This is a genomic window from Bradyrhizobium sp. Ash2021, from assembly GCF_031202265.1.
Classification (GTDB): domain Bacteria; phylum Pseudomonadota; class Alphaproteobacteria; order Rhizobiales; family Xanthobacteraceae; genus Bradyrhizobium.
The window spans coordinates 797028-813413 of sequence record NZ_CP100604.1 but is presented as its reverse complement, the minus strand read 5'-3'; the positions used below and the strand labels follow the sequence as shown (position 1 = coordinate 813413).

Below are 16386 nucleotides of genomic sequence, written 5' to 3'. Positions count from 1 at the left end.
CGTTCGTTCACTGGGCAAAACACGCGGGAAAAATTATTTTCTGCCGAAGTCCTTTGGGTGACCGGTTCTGCAGCGTCAGCCTCCCGCCGTGACGTTCAACAATCTCCTTGGCAATCGCCAGTCCGAGACCTGCCCCGGGGCCGGACTTCCGCCGCCCCGGATCAACCCGGAAGAATGGCTCGAATACGCGTGACATGCTTTGCTCGGGAATGCCGGGTCCTTCATCATCGATTGTGATCAAGGCGGTGCTGTTGTTTTCCAGACCAACGGTGACAAAAGCGCCCCCGCCATGCGTTGCCGCATTGATGACCAGATTTCTGACGGCACGCGTCAGTGCCAACGGCGCCGATGAAATTGTCACCGCCTCCATTTTCATGATCGTCACCGACGCCTTCATCGACGCGAGATCCCTGCAGATTTCCGTGATGACTTGATCGACCCGGAGTAACTGACTTCTTTCCCGCTGTGTTTCCTCGCGCACGAGCTGAATTGCGCTATCCGCGATACGGTCAAGTTCCTGCAGATCGTCCAGCCACATCGCGCGATCTTCCTCGTCGTCAAGAAATTCGGCTCGCAGCCGCATTCTGGTCATCGGCGTACGCAGATCGTGCCCTGCGGCCGCGACCAGTCGCATCCGGCTTTCGGCAGCGTTCTTCAGCCTGGCCGTCATGGTATTGAGCGCGCGCGCGGTCGCCCTCAGTTCGGCCGGTCCGCTTTCCGGCAATCGCGGAACAACGCCGTCGGCGTCGATCGTTGCCGCTACGCGTTCCAGAACCGCAAGATGGCGCGTGATGCGGTGGGCAAACCACAGCGCCACACAAACTGTTCCGAGCGCGACCAGCAGGAACCAGCCGGCGAGCGCGAACAGAAATTCCGGGCGACGGCGCTCCGGGACTGGAAGTGCCAGCCAACCCGATTTCAATTTGATTGACACAAACGGGTGGGCGGTCGCGGCGGGCTGCGTTACAACGACCTCGAGATCGGATCCGGCGCTGCGCAATTGAGATTGCAGCAGGTTCGTCAGTTCCGGGCGCGGCTGACCTGGAGCAGGGCCCGATCCCAAATGCGAGAGCCTGTCGTTTTCGTCGTTACCGAACAGTGGTGCGATCAGCAGGATCGCCTCGGAAACCAGTCGGGCGTAATCCCCCTGTTCCTTTTGTATATGCCCCTGCCGTGCCAAAAATAGGGTTGCGGTCGCCATTACGACAACGCAGATGATCGACGCGACGAGCGTAACGACGACGCGAGCCCGCAGAGAATTCATTCGCCGGCCCCAATCTTCTCAACATGGGCGGTAAATACGTAGCCGCCGTTTCGCACCGTCTTGATCAGCTGGAATTCATTGTCGCCGAGCTTGCGGCGAACCCGGCTGAGCAACACGTCGATGGACCGGTCGAAAACGTCGCCGTCACCCCGCTTGGTGGCGTCCAGCAGATACTCGCGCGAAAGCGTCCGGCCGCACTTCGCGACCAACGCAAGCAAAAGATCGAATTCGGCCGAGGTCAGGTCCAAGAGTTCGCCGCCCGACTTGACGACCCGCCGCAACCCGGGTTGTAACGCAAAACCTTCGAACCGGTATTCCTGGGGAGCATGCACCGTCCGCCCCACGTCATTGTGGCGACGAAGCACCGCGCGGATGCGGGCTGCGAGTTCGCGCGGATTGAACGGCTTGCCGAGATAATCATCAGCGCCAATCTCAAGACCAATGATCCGGTCGACGTCTTCCTTGAGCGCGGTGAGAAGGATGATCGGAATGGGCGAGTTCTCACCGCGTATATCCCGGCAGATGTCGAGGCCTGATCCGTCCGGCAACATCACATCCAGCACGATCAGCTTGATGTCGTTCGACTCCAGCGCGGCGTGAAGGGTTCGCTTGTCGGACGCGAGCGTGACGCGAAAGCCCTGCTCGACCAGATAGCGGCCAAGCAGCTTTCGAATCTGAAGGTCATCATCGACAATCAGGATGTGCGGTTCGACGTGCACGCGTTCGCATCCCTTCGCTGACCCGGTCTGGATCGAATAGAGCACTTGCCCCGGTGGTTCAACGACGGAGCAGTCAAATCGACCTTTCCAGCAACATTGAGACACATGGCGGCGGTGCCGTCGCAACGTTCGGACATCGATGGCCCCAATTTGGAACTCGCCGGGGGCTAAGGCTTCACGACATCGGATGCCTCGCTGGGGCGCGAAGACGAGAAATCATCATGCCTAATCTTAGCGGAAAGCGAAAGCGGGTTGCGATCTGGGTTCTCGTCAAACTGTTTCTCAGCCTATGCGGCGGTCACGACGACGCGCCCGCCGCGATTGCGCTCGATCAACCTCTTGCCCTGGCTGTGGCGCAAACGGCCCGGCAATCCGCGAAGAACCACGTGCCGTGACCGACGTGCAAGGCGGCGCTTCTGCTCCGGTAACATTCGGAAACAAGCGGCAGAGTTCGGAACAAGCTTCGGTCGCAAACGACCGACAAAAACCAGTTCAATCAGTCCTGCCGCCGGTAAATCAAAATGCGCAAGACAGCCCCGACCAATGATCGCAGCCGACGGCATGCGGATAACACCGATGCGGCTCGACCTGGCACCCGGCGGCGCGACGTTCTCCGCATCGCCTTGATGGCTCTGATGCTGGCACCGTCTGTTGCAACGGCGGCGGAGCCTTTACTCACCTTGCCGGCCCCTCCGTTTGAATTGCCGGTTCTGCCGCCGGTGTCCGGCACCTGGACGGTCATGGTCGGCGCAGGGGGCGAATACAAACCGGATTTCGAGGGCGCCAACCGGAGCATGCTCAGCCCGGTCCCGATTTTTTCCATCCGTCGCGCCGGCTCGACCGAGCAGTTTCGCGGGCCCCGCGACAGCGCAAGCATCGCGGTGATCGACTTCGGCGACCTTCGGGCCGGCCCCGCCGGCAAGTTCGTGTCATCACGGAAAGCCAGCAGCTATTCGGAGCTGAATGGCCTCGGTGACGTCAAAACCACGGTCGAGCTCGGCGGCTTCGTCGAATACTATCCGGTCGACTGGTTCCGCACCCGCGGCGAACTCCGCCAGGGCATTGGCGGCCATCACGGCGTCGTGGCCGATCTGTCGGCGGATGTCATTGTCCCGGTCATCCAGCGTCTCACCTTGTCGGCCGGCCCACGCTTCACATGGGAAAGCACCAAGGCGACCTCGCCCTATTTTGGTATCGATGCCGTGCAGGCGATGGCGACAGGGTTGCCGGCCTTCGACGCCAAGGGCGGCGCGCACTCGGTCGGCGCCGGCGCCCAAGTATCCTATCGGATCAATCCGCAATGGGAAGTTCACGCCTATGTCGAATATGAGCGGCTGCTCGGTGACGCGGCGAAGAGCCCGCTGGTGACGCTTCGGGGTTCCCCGAACCAAACCACGGTCGGCATCGGCGCCTCCTATGCGTTCGACATCAAGATCCGATAGGGACGCCATGTGCCGCAGCATTCGATGCGTCCGCTTCGCGACGGTTGTTCTAATTGCGGTCAGCGTCAGCGCTTGCGCGGCGTTCGAAACCCGCGAGACGAAGCTGCAGGCCGTCAAGACCGTCGGCATCATCTCGGCGGTCGGAGATGAAATCACCTTCGCGAAAGGAGGACTAACCGGGCTGAACAACCGAAGACAAAGCTTTCCGATCGCCTCCTGGGGCCTCGATGACCTGATCGTCCAGCAGGCAACGACGGCCTTGAACGGACGCTTTCAGGTGCAGCCGGTCAGTTACAACCGCGCCGCCTTTACCGCCATCAAGGATTCCCCGGTTGCGCCCGTCAACCTCGTACGCAGCGATCCATTCAAGAAGCTCGTTCAGACCGAAGTGTCTCCCCAGGGACTCGATGCCTACATCGTCATTACCAAGGCAAAATCGAGCTTTGGTGGCGGCGCACGAAAGGTCGAAGGGATAGGTTTCATCACATACGGCACGGTGATGGAATCCTACCGCCAGGTCCACGCGCTCTACGAAATCAGAGTGTTCGACGGAAAGACCTTCGACGTCATCGAAAAGATGGCCGCACCGCCATTGGACGATGGGGGACAGGTCAGGATCGCCGGCCCCACCCGAATGATCGATGAAAGTTTCGCGACCAGCGTCGGCAATCCCGCCGAGAACGAGAAGCTGCGCGCAGCGATAGCGGACCTTGTCGCACGCAGCCTCTCGACAACCCTGAGCGACATGCATCTGGCAGATGTCCGCTAACCCGAAGCATCAACGTAAGGAGAATGTGATGAGATTTGTGCGCCTCAGCCTGGCTTTGTCCACATTCCTGCTGACCACCAGCCCCAGCCTCGCGGACGATATTTTTGGCACCTGGCTACGCGACAATGGTGCCCTGCAAGTCAAGTTTGAACCGTGTGGCGATGCGATCTGCGGAAACATCGTGTGGGTAAAGCCCGGTTCGGATTCGAAAGCCAAAGTCGGGCAGCGCCTGTTCTTTGAGATGCGGCCCAATGGGGTCAATTCCTGGACTGGAAAGGCCGCAAGTCCTGACAGCGGGTCGGTCTATTCAGGCAAAATGTCGATCGAAGGATCTGGCCTCAACACCTCGGGCTGCATGGTCGGCGGCTTGATTTGCAAGTCGGTGAACTGGAAAAAGATATCTTAGACCGACACCGCACCGGCGACGCCGAGCAGTTCGAGGTGGCTATGCGTCCCGGCCCCCATGCGCAATTGCGCACCAGGCCGGGACCACACCGTTTTGTTGCCCCTCACGCAAACTTCGGCTGCACCGCGTGGGCCGTCAGCCTCGCCCGCTCGGTGTTCGGCCACAGCAGCGCGAGGCCGAGCAATCCCGACACGACCAGGATCACCGCGTTGATGGTGAAGCCCGTCATGTAGCCGTCGAGCGGCGCCGCGGCGCTCTGGATCACGCTGCCCATCACATAGGGCGCGAGGATGCCGGCAAGCGTGTAGAGCGCGCCGTAGATCGAGATAATCGCGCCGCGCTGCGACACCGGCGTGAACTCACCGAGCATCGGCGTGCAGACCACATAGATCGATCCGCACAGTCCTGATCCGACCACCAGCAGGGCGATCATCAGTGCGCCGGGTGCGACATGGGGAATCACCGAGAGGACCAAGCCGCCGACGATCAGCGGCACCGCGCCCAGCACGCCGCGGGCGCCGCGCGTGGTGAAGCCGCGCGCCAGCATCAGCTGCGAGATCCAGCCGGTGAGCAGCACCATCACAGCGCCGAACACCCAGGGCAGGATCGAGATGAAGCCGGCTTGCTGCTGCGAGAAGCCGAGCCCCTTGACGATAAAGGGCGTGAACCAGGTCAGCCCCAGCGACAGCGCCCAATAGGCGCCGAAGGTCGCGGCGACACAGCCGACAAAGGTTCGCGAGGTCAACAGCCGGAAGTAGGGAATGCGCGGCTCATTGGCCGCCATCGCCGCGGTCTGCACCAGTGGGCCTTCCTTGCCGAGGATCAGCCACGCCACCGCCCACATCAGACCGACGATACCGAGCGCACCAAAGGCGTAATGCCAGCTGTAATTGACGATCAGCCAGTTCAGCGCAGGGACTGCGAGGATCACCCCGAACGCCGAGCCCTGCGACAGGATCGCAATCGGCAGGGTCCGCTTCTCGTCCGGAAACCACTTGAAGATGGCATGCGCCGCGACCGACGCCGCCGGGCCCTCGCCGGCGCCGAGAATCACCCGGCAGATCAAAAGCGTGGTGAAGCCGATGGTGCCGACCATCGGGAATTGCGCCAGCGCCCAGATCAGCGCCAGAGCCAGCAGCACCCAGCGGGTGTCGATGCGATTGACGATGAAGCCGACAATGATGGCCGCGATCGAGAACAGGAAGAAGAACGAGGAACCGAGCAGGCCGAAGGATTCCGGCTCGAGCTTGAGTTCGGTCATGATCGGCACGCCGGCAAGACCGACCACGATCTTGTCCGCAAAGTTCACCAGCATGAACAGAAACAGCAGAAAGGTGATTTTCCAGGCGCCTTTTGGCGTCGGTTGTGCGGTCATGATCGGCTCCCAAATTATCTTTGCCGGCTCTGTCAGATCGGCTTGGCCCGATGCTAGCCATGGCTTTCCGGACAAGGCAACAGCGCATTTGGACCGGACCGCGTGCGCTGCAACTATGCGCTGTATGCGACATGCCGCCTGACGTTGTTTCGCCTGGCGGAAGCAGGCGGATCACGATCGCGTCGCCGCGCGATTGAGCCCGTGATCTGCCATGGCCGCCCTGATATATGGTCCCATCCGTCACATCCGGGGAATCTCATGGCCAGATCAGTCCGTCGTCGCGCCAACATCATGGGCGCGTTTATTTCATTGGCCGTGCTCGCCGCAACAGCCGCGCCGGCGCAGGACGCCAAAACGCCGGACTATGCGGCGATCGTCGCCGCGCCCGACCGGGCCGATGCCGACCGCCAGGCCGACCAGCGCCGCCAGCCGGCCAAAATGCTGGCTTTCGCCGGCGTCCAGACCGGGATGAAGATTCTGGATATGGAAGCCAGCGCCGGCTACAGCACCGAGCTGTTGGCGCGCAGCGTCGGGCCGGCCGGGACCGTCTACGCGCAGGATTCGGCTGCCGTGATCGAGCGCTTCGTCAAGGACAAGTTCGACATCCGCGCGCAGAAGCCCGCGATGAAAAACGTCGTGCATGTCATCCGAGACTTTGACGATCCGATCCCCGCCGACGCCTCGGGCCTCGACATGATCACCTTCTTCTTCGCCTATCACGACATCACCTATATGCAGGTCGATCGCGCCGTCATGAACAAGAAGATGTTCGCGGCCCTCAAACCCGGCGGTTTTCTGATCATCGCCGACCATTCCGCAAAACCGGGCGATGGCACAAATGTCGCCAAGACGCTGCACCGGATCGAGGAGAGCACGCTGCGGCAGGAGATCGAGGCCGCCGGGTTCAAGCTGGCGGCCGAGGGCGATTTCCTGCGCCATCCCGAGGATCCCAGGGAAGCGGCGGTGTTCCGTCCGCAGGTGCCTACCGACGAGTTCGTGTTGAAATACCAGAAGCCGTTGTGAGGCACGGCTTTCGTCGCGCATGACCAACGGCAACCCCATCGTGCTTGATGTCACCGGCCTGACCAAGAGCTACCGCTCCGCCGGCGAGGAGATCGCCGTACTTCGCGGCGTGAATCTTGCGGTCGCGGCGGGAGAGAGCGTCGCGCTGACCGGTGAATCCGGCAGCGGCAAGAGCACGCTGTTGCATCTGATCGCGGGACTCGAGGCCGCCGATGGCGGCGAGATCCGCCTCGCGGACGTCATCGTCTCCGGTCTCGGCGATGCCGGCCGCGCGGAATTGCGGCGCGATCGCTTAGGGCTGGTGTTTCAGCAGTTCAACCTGATCCCGAGCCTGACCGTCGAGGACAACCTCGTATTCCAGTCGCGCATCGCCGGCCGTCACGACCCGGCATGGCATGCCGAACTCGTCGAGCGGCTCGGGCTTGGCAATTTGCTGAAACGCTATCCCGAGCAATTATCCGGCGGCCAGCAGCAGCGGGTCGCGATCGGCCGTGCGGTCGCGATAAGGCCGCTGCTGTTGCTCGCGGACGAGCCAACCGGCAATCTCGACGAGGCCACCGCCGACGAGGTTTTGGCGCTGGCCCGCGACCTGGTGGCGCGCACCGGATGCGGTTTTCTGATGGTGACGCACAGCACAAGGCTTGCCGCCACGCTGGACCGGCAGGTCAATCTTCACGCCGGTATCATCACATGACGCGCGCGCTCTGGATCCTTGCCGTGCTCCTGAGCCATTGGCGGCGGCATCCGATGCAGCTCGCGACCCTGTTGATCGGCCTAATCTCGGCGACCGCGCTGTGGAGCGGCGTGCAGGCGCTGAACCAGCAGGCGCGCAATTCCTACGACCGCGCCGCCGCGACCTTCGGCGGCGCCCGCACCGCGATGCTGGTCGGCCGCGACAGCGCCACCTTCCCGCAACAACTCTTCATCGGCCTGCGCCGCGCCGGCTGGCCGGTCTCGCCGGTGCTCGAAGGCCGGATCCAGATCGGCGGACGTTCGTTCCGGCTGCTCGGCATCGAACCGGTGACGCTGCCCGCCGAAGTCGGCAACGCCCCCACGATCGGCAAAGCCAATCTGCAGTCCTTCATGACTCCGCCCGGAGAAATGCTGGTGGCGCCCGAAACACTGTCCGATCTCGGCCTGAGCGAGGGCGCGACGCCGTCGACCAATGGCGGCCCGGCCTTGCCGCCGCTGCGCGTGCAGCCGCAACTGGTGCCCGGCGTGCTGGTGGTCGATATCGGGATCGCGCAAAAACTGCTGAAAATGCCGGACCAGCTTTCCCGCCTGCTGGTCGGCAAGGCAAAAGGCAAGCGCGCGGCGCTGGAGACGATTGCCGGCGACAAGCTCCGTCTGATCGAGCCCGGCGCGGAAAGCGATCTCGAACGCTTGACGGATAGTTTTCACCTCAACCTGACCGCGTTCGGATTGCTGTCGTTCTTTGTCGGCCTGTTCATCGTCAACTCGGCGATCGGGCTCGCCTTCGAACAGCGGCTGCCGATGCTGCGCACGCTGCGCGCCTGCGGCGTGTCGGCGCGCCTGCTTAACACCGTGCTGGTGATCGAGCTGGTGTCGCTGGCGCTGGTCGCGGGGCTGATTGGACTTGTGTGCGGCTATTTGATTGCGGCCGCATTATTGCCCGATGTCGCCGCATCCCTGCGCGGGCTCTATGGCGCGCAGATTCCCGGCCAACTGACGCTTAAGCCGGAATGGTGGTTCGCGGGCGTCGCCATTAGCGTTTTGGGCGCGCTCGCGGCGGCCGCTGCCAGCCTCACAAAAGCTGTCCGCATGCCGGTGCTGGCCACCGCCCAGCCCTACGCCTGGCAACAGGCGCAGCACCGCTGGCTGATGTTCCAGAGCGCGCTGGCGCTCATCGTGTTCGCGGTGGCGGCGGGCTTTCTGTGGTTCGGCGATTCCCTGATCGCAGGCTTTGCCGTGCTCGCGGCCATGCTGCTTGGCGCCGCGCTGATCCTGCCGGCGCTGCTCGAAATTGTGCTGTCGCTCGGCCAGCGGCATGCGCGGCGGCCGCTCGGCATCTGGTTCTGGGCCGACAGCCGCCAGCAGCTCTCCGGATTGTCGCTGGCCCTGATGGCGCTGTTGCTGGCGCTCGCGGTCAATGTCGGCGTCGGCACCATGGTCGAGAGTTTTAGCCGCACCTTTCTGGTCTGGCTCGACGGCCGGCTGGCCGCGGATGTCTATGTCAACGCGGCCAACGAGGCGCAAACGGCCGAGATCAGGGCGTGGCTGCGCCAGCGTCCCGAAGTGGACGCGGTCCTGCCCGGCGGACGCGCCGACACGCAATTCGGCGGCGCGCCGATCGAAGTGTTGGGACTGGCCGATCACGCCACCTATCGGGACAACTGGCCGCTGCTGCAGTCGGCGGACAATGCCTGGATCAAACTTCGTCCCGGCGATGCCTGTCTCGTCAGCGAACAATTGGCGCGGCGCTCAAGGCTTGCGATCGGCGACCGGATCGAGGTCCCGACATCGGGCGGCAACTGGCCGCTCCAGATCGTCGGCATCTATGCCGATTACGGCAATCCGAAGGGCCAGATCGCGGTCAATTTCGCCGCGCTGACGCGGCACTTTCCGGAAATCCCGCTGACGCGACTGGGCCTGCGCGTCGCATCGCCGAAGATCCCGGCGCTGATCGCAGCATTGCAGGAAAAATTCGCGCTCGACGACCGCAACGTCGCCGATCAGGCGACGATGAAGGCGGACTCGACGCGGATCTTCAACCGCACCTTCTCGGTCACCGCGGCACTGAATGCCTTCACCCTCGGCGTCGCCGGCATCGCGCTGTTGACCAGCCTGCTCACGCTCGGCAATTCCCGTCTGCCGCAACTGGCGCCGCTCTGGGCGATCGGCATCACAAGGCAGCGGCTGGCCGCGATCGAATTGCTCAAGACGATGTCGGTCGCGCTGATCACCACCTTGCTTGCGCTTCCCTTGGGGCTGCTGGTGGCGTGGTGCCTGCTGGCGGTGGTGAACGTCAAAGCCTTCGGCTGGCGGCTGCCGTTTCAAATCTTCCCGTTGCAATTGCTGGCGCTGCTCGGCGTCGCCATGGCCGCGGCATTGTGTGCCGCTTTGCTTCCCGTCGTCCGACTGGCGCGGATGCAGCCGGCCAGCCTGATCCGGATTTTCGCCAATGAGCGGTAGCGGCACGATATCCCGCCGCGGTTTTGCGGCCGGCGCGCTGCTGCTCGGGCTCGGCGGCAAGGCTTTTGCGCAGGGCTTTGCCGGGCTTGGCGAAACCGCCAGCGGATTTGCGCCCGTCGTTCCCGGCAAGGCGTTTGTGTTTCCAGCCGATCACGGCCCGCATCCGGGATTTCGGATCGAATGGTGGTACGTGACGGCCAATCTCGTCGACTCAAAAGGAATTGCCTACGGCGTGCAGTGGACGCTGTTTCGGCAGGCGATCGCAGCGGGCGCCGAGCTCGAAGGCTGGGCCAATCAGCAGATCTGGATGGGGCACGCTGCGGTGACTTCAGCGCAGTTGCACCGGACCAGCGAGACCTTTGCCCGCGGCGGCATCGGCCAGGCCGGTGTCGAGGCAAGCCCTTACCTGGCCTGGATCGATTCCTGGGAAATGCGCGGGCTGCCCGCGATGAACGCGGCCAACATCGCGCCGCTCGCCCTCAACGCATCGGGTGCCGATTTCAGCTACGCGCTGCGCCTCGATGCGGATCGGCCACTCGTGCTGCAGGGCGATGGCGGCTACAGCCGAAAATCGGAGCGCGAACAGGCGTCGTATTATTACAGCCAGCCCTATTTCGCTGTGACCGGCAGCATCACCATCGACGACAGGCAAGCCGAGGTCACCGGCCAGGCTTGGCTGGACCGCGAGTGGAGCAGCCAGCCGCTCGCGCCGGATCAAAGCGGCTGGGACTGGCTGTCGCTGCATCTGAACTCCGGCGAAAAGCTGATGCTCTATCGAATGCGCCAGACCGACGGCAATTACGGCTCCGGCAAATGGTTTACGCGTGACGGTAACGCACAGCAGATCGCCTCCGCCGATCTCACCATGACGCCGCAGGCCTTTACCGAGATCGAAGGCCGCAAGATTCCGACGACATGGCGCATCGCCATTCCAAAACTGGCGCTCACGATCGAATGCGTCCCGCTGAACGCGCGAAGCTGGATGGGTACAAGCTTTCCCTATTGGGAAGGCCCGATCCGCTTTTCCGGCAGCCACGCAGGGTTAGGATATCTGGAGATGACGGGCTATTAAGCCGCCACGCCGAAAAGGGGGATTTTGCGATGTATCATTTCACCGCGCTCGTCACGTGCCTTGCCATACTGTTTTATTTCTTCACCTCCATCCAGGTCTCGAAAGCGCGCGCCGCGTTCGGCATCAAGGTGCCTGCGACCTCCGGCAATCCCGATTTTGAACGGGTGTTTCGCGTGCAGATGAACACACTCGAATGGATGCCGATCTTCCTGCCCTCGCTGTGGCTGTTTGCCGTCTACATCAGCGATGCCGTCGCAGCCGGGCTTGGCGTTGTCTGGATCGCCGGCCGTATCCTGTACCTGATCGGCTATTCGGAAGCCGCGGCCAAACGCGGCCGGGGTTTTGGAATCCAGGCCAGCGCCGCGATCATTCTTTGGGTAGGCGCATTGGGCGCGATCGCCTGGCGTCTGATCCACGGGTGAATGATCCGATCACAACATCGTGGCGTTGTGCTGTCTTCTTCCCATCATGTTTCGGGTGAATATATTCAGCTAGGCAACGCATCCCGAATCGTGCGTTGCTGTTGCTCTGAACTGCCCCGTCCGCTGATCCCCAGCGGGCGGGGTTTTCATTGGCGCCAGATCCTTTATTTTAGACAAGTCCTTCACTCCAGATCAGTCTTTCATTCCAAATCAGCGCCGTTATTTGGAATATTACTACCGTCATCCTTTATCCGCTGCGGCGCGCGCGGCACGTGATCGAATCATGTCCGCCGCGGCGCTTGAAATGATGCTCATAATATAAGCGGCATTGCGCGATTTCGCGGCAAATCCGCATCATGCGCCATCTCCCTTTACCGTTGATCGCCGCGCCGCGGGTAAATACGGAGCGTGCGTTGCACAAACATCACAGCGGCCAGCGAAGCGCGGCACGTCACGTGTTTGTCATTCCCAAAAATTTGTTCTGCGCTATCGCTTAACGTACGGATCTACGCCTGCTGGACGAGTGTGGCGATCCAATCGGAGAGACAGAATGAATACGATCAGAAATTTAGTCCTCGGCTCGGCGGCGGCGCTTCTCGCCGCCTCGGGAGCCCAGGCGGCTGATCTTCCCGTCAAGGCCAAAGCGGTCGAATACGTGAGGATCTGCTCGTTGTACGGCGCCGGCTTCTTCTACATTCCGGGTACCGACACCTGCATCAAGCTGGGTGGTTATCTCCGCGTCGACACCACGTTCAACGGCGGCATCCACGGTACGCCGGCCTGGAACGGCGACATCGGCCAGGGCAATCGCTATCGCGACTACTTCGCCTCCCGTTCGCGTATGGCGCTGACGGTCGATACCCGCACCGCGACCGAATACGGCGTTGTCCGCACCTTCGGTCAGGCCGACATGCAGTTCTCGACCCAGGGCAGCACCACGGTCAATCCGGCCAACTTCACGGCATCGCCGAGTGCAGGCACCAATACGAGCCTGCTGAACCAGCCCGGCGAAGGTTACGTCGCCGTCGAGTACGTGTTCATCCAGTTCGCCGGCTTCACCTTCGGTAAGTCTTCCTCGGCCTACTCGACGCCGTGGAATGGTTTCCCGGGCAACATCAGTTCGAACCTGCTCGGCGGCAACAATACCGACACCGGCGTGAACAACATCCAGTACACCGCCCAGTTCGGCAACGGCGTATCGGCCAGCATCGGTCTCGACGATCCGACCGTGTGGGATCGCACCGCGGTCTACAATCTGGGACCGAGCGGAGTTGGCGTCGGTGGCGTCGGCGCACTCGGCACCAGCGCCAACGCTTATGCCGGCACGCATGCTCCCGACATCGTCGGCAATATCAAAGTCGACCAGGCCTGGGGCCTGTTCCAGATTTCGGGTGCTGCGCATGAAGTCTCCGGCTCCTACAACATCCTGAACACGGTTGCGGCTCCCGCTGGCGCCGTTGGCGTGGCCAACGGTTCTCCGACCGCGCTGTCGGAAATCTCCGGCCACCCCGAGACCAAGTGGGGCGGTTCGGTGATGGCGGCGTTGAACATCAAGAACATCCCGACCGGTGCGGGCGACGACATCAAGGTCGATGCGTCCTATGCGGTCGGCGACACAAAGAACGTGATCGCGACCAGCAGCGCTTCGCCGAACTTCGCGATGTTCGGCAGCACCAGCGCGCCCGGCGCCTATCAGAGCATCGGCATCGGTGCGACGACGGACGCAGTCTGGTTGCCGACTTCCTCCGGCGGCACAGGCGATCTGAAGCTGACCAAGGCCTGGGGCATCCGTGGTGCGTTCAACCACAACTGGGATCCCTACTGGTCGTCGAGCCTGTTCGGCAGCTACTCCTCCGTGCGTTACGACGGCGCGGTGGGCGACCTGTCGACCGCCAAGGGCGCGTATTGCGCGGCTTTCGCGGCCGGCCATCCCGGCGCCGGCGTCACCTACACCTGCAACCCGGACTTCAACGTCTCGCAGCTCGGTGTCATCACCCGCTGGACGCCGGTGAAGAACCTGACGTTCTCGGGTGAAGTCCAATGGTTCCACCTCGACCAGAAGTACTCGGGCACCTCGACCTTCGGTCCGGGCGCTCCGAAGCCGACGGCCACCTACGAGTTCAAGGACCAGAATACGGTTCTGCTGCAGCTTCGCGCTCAGCGTAACTTCTGATCGTCCTCACTCACGCGAACGCCGCGCTGCTTGATTGCAGCGCGGCGTTTGACGTTTTGGAACACACCAACTGGAAGACGCCAACGGAATTGCCGTTGCGATCATTTTGCCGATGATCGGCCGCCGTCCTTCGCCGCCGGCGCCGCCTCGCCGATCGAAAAACTGATCGGCACGCCCTGACCGTTGCGGCAGCTCAGCAGCCCTGAATAGGACGACGCCGCCGATGCGACGATCCGGCAGCTGTCATCGTCCATCGCCAGCGTTCCTTCCAGCCGCGATGGCGAAATCTTCAGCTGCATCACGCCGGATTTTTCCTCGACGCCGTTGACGCTGCAAAGCCCGACATGGCGCAGCGTCACGGGCCCCGAATAATCCGCGCCGGTGCGGGTCGTCGTCCTGGCCAGATTGCCCTTGATCTCCCATTCCTGGAGGTAGCCGATCTGCCCGCTGGCGGAATAGGACTGCGCCGACGCCGTCGGCGCACCGGTGCATATCAGTATGGCCGCCACGATCGCCCTCATCGACGCCTCGCGCTCACTGCAAATCCCGCACGACACGAAAACCGTTGGCGTAATAGCGCACGTCGACGTCGTAGCGGAACCGTGACGCGGATCTGACCTCGGTTGCCTTTGAGAGGAAATTGCCGCCGCGCAGCACCCGCAGGCGGCAATCGCCGGTCGTCCAGGCCACCGCGTCCCTGGGCGCATTTTTGTAATTGTCGTTCCAGCAATCCTCGACCCATTCGGCGGCGTTGCCTGATGTGTCGTAGAGCCCAAAGCCGTTGGGCCGGAACGAGCCGGTGGCAACGATCTGCTTGCTGCTCGAACTGCCGCAAGCATCGCACTGCGCGCGGCCCGAACCGACGTCTTTGCCCCACCAGAATGGCGTCTTGGTCCCTGCGCGCGCCGCATATTCCCATTCGGCTTCGGTGGGCAGGCGGTATCTTTGCCCGACTTTCTGCGACAACCAGGCGACAAAGAGTTTGCTGTCATCCCAGCTCACATTGATCACCGGCCGGTCGCCGCGTCCCCAGCCGTGATCGTCGGGCCGGTGCTTGCAGGCGCCGGCATCGGCGCACTGGTCCCATTCCGCGAACGTCACTTCGCGGCGGCCGATCGCGAATGGCTTGCGGATGGTGATCGCGTGCTCCGGCTTCTCATATGGGGTGTCGTTGGACCCCATCGTGAAGTCCCCGGGCGGGACCACCACAAGCTCGGGGCAGTCGGCGCAGTCACGAAAGGTTTCGCCGGGTTCGATGCTGCGTTGCGCCACCACAGCGTCGGGTGACGACGCGGGCCGGTCGGCCGGCGGGCCGGTGCTCAGCCCTCGCTGCGCGTTCGCTCCGGGACTTCCCAACCCAACCAGCGCTGTGAGGGAAATCACAGACAACAGCCGCAATTTCATGTCGTTATTTCCGCGGAGGCCATACTGAGTTCCTTAGAATATGCATTGTCAGATTCAATAGGCTCTAGCATGCTTTATCCGCTGGCAATCGGCAAGGCGAGGTACCCCGGCGCGAAGGCTTTTGGGGCCGGATTTCGGTTTACATCGCCCGGCAAACGAATATCGTTTGAACAGCCGTTTGGCGTTAGCAGCCGGGGTTCGCCGAGGGCGACGATTTTTTTAAGTAAGGACCGCACAGGCTGCGGTCCAATATTGGGAAAATTGCGATGGTCCAGCGAATCCTGAGGTCGATCCTCGTCCCTTTTTTCGGCTCCTTGTTGCTCTGCAACGCAGCGCTGTCCCAGACCGGCGGGCCGACGCCGTCGCCTCCGGGCGCCGCCGTGTACTTCATCGGATTGAAGGACGGCGACACGCTTCCCACCAAATCCACACTGCATTTCGGCCTGCGCGGAATGGGCGTCGCGCCGGCGGGTTCCGACCGGGCCAATTCGGGTCACCATCACCTGATCATCGATGCACCGACACCGGCCCTCAATACCGAAATACCGAACGACTTCCAGCACCTGCATTTCGGCGCCGGCCAGACCGAAACCGAGATCACGCTGACGCCCGGCGAGCACACCTTGCAGCTCGTGTTCGGCGACAAGAATCACGTGCCGCATTCGCCGCCTGTCATGTCGGAGCGGATCAAGGTCAAGGTGGCCGATGTCGCGCCGCCCCCGGCGCCGGCAGCCGCTGGCGAACGCAAGCCGTCGCCAAAGGATGCCAAGGTCTATTTCATCTATCCGACCGACGGCGCCTATATCTCGCCCAACCCGGTGATCCGCTTCGGTCTCCTCAATATGGGCGTAGCACCTGCAGGATTTGACAAGCCGAACACCGGACACCATCATTTGCTCGTCGACGCGGAATTGCCGCCGATGGATCAGCCGATCCCGAACGACTTCAACCATCTGCATTTCGGCGCCGGCCAGACCGAGGCGAAGATCAGGCTGCCGCTCGGCCCGCACAAGCTGCGCCTGCTGTTCGCCGACTCGGCCCACGTGCCGCACGATCCGCCGGTTTATTCCGACGTCATCAACGTGACCGTGACGGAGAGCGGCCGTCCGCCACCGAGGAAGCGCGTCAAACACCGCCGCCACTGGCGGTACTACCGGACTTGAT

General features: G+C 62.7%; 16 protein-coding genes. 11 read left to right on the top strand and 5 right to left on the bottom strand.

Going from position 1 to position 16386, the window contains the following annotated elements; translation table 11 throughout:
* Nucleotides 1-7: 7 nt before the first annotated feature.
* The gene (locus NL528_RS03760) at nucleotides 8-1201 is read right to left on the bottom strand and encodes an ATP-binding protein (protein WP_309181380.1); all 1194 of its coding nucleotides are present in this window, start codon (nucleotides 1199-1201) and stop codon (nucleotides 8-10) included.
* A gap of 59 nt (nucleotides 1202-1260) precedes the next feature.
* On the bottom strand, nucleotides 1261-1983 hold the full coding sequence (locus NL528_RS03755) for a response regulator (RefSeq protein WP_309181379.1): 723 nt from the start codon (nucleotides 1981-1983) through the stop codon (nucleotides 1261-1263).
* Between the two features lie 221 nt (nucleotides 1984-2204).
* Here NL528_RS03755 and NL528_RS03750 point away from each other — a divergent pair, with 221 nt between their 5' ends.
* The 4 genes from NL528_RS03750 to NL528_RS03735 all read left to right on the top strand — a co-directional run bounded on the left by NL528_RS03750 (nucleotide 2205) and on the right by NL528_RS03735 (nucleotide 4600).
* Nucleotides 2205-2378, top strand: a complete 174-nt coding sequence (locus tag NL528_RS03750; RefSeq protein ID WP_309181378.1) for a hypothetical protein — start codon at nucleotides 2205-2207, stop codon at nucleotides 2376-2378.
* 126 nt (nucleotides 2379-2504) lie between these two features.
* Entirely contained in the window at nucleotides 2505-3425 is a 921-nt protein-coding gene (locus NL528_RS03745; protein WP_309181377.1) for a MipA/OmpV family protein, read from the top strand.
* 7 nt (nucleotides 3426-3432) lie between these two features.
* Nucleotides 3433-4194 (top strand): hypothetical protein, encoded by a 762-nt coding sequence (locus NL528_RS03740; protein ID WP_309181376.1) that lies wholly within the window; start codon nucleotides 3433-3435, stop codon nucleotides 4192-4194.
* 28 nt (nucleotides 4195-4222) lie between these two features.
* Entirely contained in the window at nucleotides 4223-4600 is a 378-nt protein-coding gene (locus NL528_RS03735; protein WP_309181375.1) for a DUF2147 domain-containing protein, read from the top strand.
* A gap of 103 nt (nucleotides 4601-4703) precedes the next feature.
* Here the strand turns inward: NL528_RS03735 and NL528_RS03730 are convergent, their stop codons facing one another.
* The gene (locus NL528_RS03730) at nucleotides 4704-5975 is read right to left on the bottom strand and encodes an MFS transporter (protein WP_309181374.1); all 1272 of its coding nucleotides are present in this window, start codon (nucleotides 5973-5975) and stop codon (nucleotides 4704-4706) included.
* 258 nt (nucleotides 5976-6233) lie between these two features.
* Here NL528_RS03730 and NL528_RS03725 point away from each other — a divergent pair, with 258 nt between their 5' ends.
* The 6 genes from NL528_RS03725 to NL528_RS03700 all read left to right on the top strand — a co-directional run bounded on the left by NL528_RS03725 (nucleotide 6234) and on the right by NL528_RS03700 (nucleotide 13818).
* A complete protein-coding gene (locus NL528_RS03725; RefSeq protein ID WP_309181373.1) occupies nucleotides 6234-6998 on the top strand; it encodes a class I SAM-dependent methyltransferase in 765 nt (254 codons plus the stop codon).
* 19 nt (nucleotides 6999-7017) lie between these two features.
* Nucleotides 7018-7692: an ABC transporter ATP-binding protein gene (locus tag NL528_RS03720; RefSeq protein ID WP_309181372.1), complete on the top strand. Its 675-nt coding sequence runs from the start codon at nucleotides 7018-7020 to the stop codon at nucleotides 7690-7692.
* A complete protein-coding gene (locus NL528_RS03715; RefSeq protein ID WP_309181371.1) occupies nucleotides 7689-10151 on the top strand; it encodes an ABC transporter permease in 2463 nt (820 codons plus the stop codon). The genes NL528_RS03720 and NL528_RS03715 overlap by 4 nt, the downstream gene beginning before the upstream one ends.
* Nucleotides 10141-11223, top strand: a complete 1083-nt coding sequence (locus NL528_RS03710; protein ID WP_309181370.1) for a lipocalin-like domain-containing protein — start codon at nucleotides 10141-10143, stop codon at nucleotides 11221-11223. The genes NL528_RS03715 and NL528_RS03710 overlap by 11 nt, the downstream gene beginning before the upstream one ends.
* A gap of 29 nt (nucleotides 11224-11252) precedes the next feature.
* Nucleotides 11253-11645, top strand: a complete 393-nt coding sequence (locus tag NL528_RS03705; RefSeq protein WP_309181369.1) for an MAPEG family protein — start codon at nucleotides 11253-11255, stop codon at nucleotides 11643-11645.
* Nucleotides 11646-12195: 550 nt separating this feature from the next.
* Nucleotides 12196-13818, top strand: coding sequence for a porin (locus NL528_RS03700; RefSeq protein ID WP_309181368.1), 1623 nt, complete (start codon nucleotides 12196-12198; stop codon nucleotides 13816-13818).
* Between the two features lie 101 nt (nucleotides 13819-13919).
* Here NL528_RS03700 and NL528_RS03695 read toward each other — a convergent pair whose 3' ends face one another.
* Together NL528_RS03695 and NL528_RS03690 are read right to left on the bottom strand one after the other, a co-directional pair.
* Complete coding sequence (locus tag NL528_RS03695) at nucleotides 13920-14339, bottom strand: hypothetical protein (protein WP_309181367.1); 420 nt, start codon at nucleotides 14337-14339, stop codon at nucleotides 13920-13922.
* A gap of 13 nt (nucleotides 14340-14352) precedes the next feature.
* Nucleotides 14353-15222, bottom strand: coding sequence for a formylglycine-generating enzyme family protein (locus tag NL528_RS03690; protein ID WP_309181366.1), 870 nt, complete (start codon nucleotides 15220-15222; stop codon nucleotides 14353-14355).
* A gap of 266 nt (nucleotides 15223-15488) precedes the next feature.
* Here NL528_RS03690 and NL528_RS03685 point away from each other — a divergent pair, with 266 nt between their 5' ends.
* A complete protein-coding gene (locus NL528_RS03685; protein WP_309181365.1) occupies nucleotides 15489-16385 on the top strand; it encodes a DUF4399 domain-containing protein in 897 nt (298 codons plus the stop codon).
* Nucleotide 16386 lies beyond the last annotated feature (1 nt).

Bases quoted from the DNA above. Each gene is read 5' to 3' on its own strand.
- NL528_RS03760 (WP_309181380.1), bottom strand. From the start codon at position 1,201: ATGGCGACCGCAACCCTATTTTTGGCACGGCAGGGGCATATACAAAAG.
- NL528_RS03750 (WP_309181378.1), top strand. From the start codon at position 2,205: ATGCCTAATCTTAGCGGAAAGCGAAAGCGGGTTGCGATCTGGGTTCTC.
- NL528_RS03745 (WP_309181377.1), top strand. From the start codon at position 2,505: ATGCGCAAGACAGCCCCGACCAATGATCGCAGCCGACGGCATGCGGAT.
- NL528_RS03740 (WP_309181376.1), top strand. From the start codon at position 3,433: ATGTGCCGCAGCATTCGATGCGTCCGCTTCGCGACGGTTGTTCTAATT.
- NL528_RS03735 (WP_309181375.1), top strand. From the start codon at position 4,223: ATGAGATTTGTGCGCCTCAGCCTGGCTTTGTCCACATTCCTGCTGACC.
- NL528_RS03730 (WP_309181374.1), bottom strand. From the start codon at position 5,975: ATGACCGCACAACCGACGCCAAAAGGCGCCTGGAAAATCACCTTTCTG.
- NL528_RS03725 (WP_309181373.1), top strand. From the start codon at position 6,234: ATGGCCAGATCAGTCCGTCGTCGCGCCAACATCATGGGCGCGTTTATT.
- NL528_RS03720 (WP_309181372.1), top strand. From the start codon at position 7,018: ATGACCAACGGCAACCCCATCGTGCTTGATGTCACCGGCCTGACCAAG.
- NL528_RS03715 (WP_309181371.1), top strand. From the start codon at position 7,689: ATGACGCGCGCGCTCTGGATCCTTGCCGTGCTCCTGAGCCATTGGCGG.
- NL528_RS03710 (WP_309181370.1), top strand. From the start codon at position 10,141: ATGAGCGGTAGCGGCACGATATCCCGCCGCGGTTTTGCGGCCGGCGCG.
- NL528_RS03705 (WP_309181369.1), top strand. From the start codon at position 11,253: ATGTATCATTTCACCGCGCTCGTCACGTGCCTTGCCATACTGTTTTAT.
- NL528_RS03700 (WP_309181368.1), top strand. From the start codon at position 12,196: ATGAATACGATCAGAAATTTAGTCCTCGGCTCGGCGGCGGCGCTTCTC.
- NL528_RS03695 (WP_309181367.1), bottom strand. From the start codon at position 14,339: ATGAGGGCGATCGTGGCGGCCATACTGATATGCACCGGTGCGCCGACG.
- NL528_RS03690 (WP_309181366.1), bottom strand. From the start codon at position 15,222: ATGAAATTGCGGCTGTTGTCTGTGATTTCCCTCACAGCGCTGGTTGGG.
- NL528_RS03685 (WP_309181365.1), top strand. From the start codon at position 15,489: ATGGTCCAGCGAATCCTGAGGTCGATCCTCGTCCCTTTTTTCGGCTCC.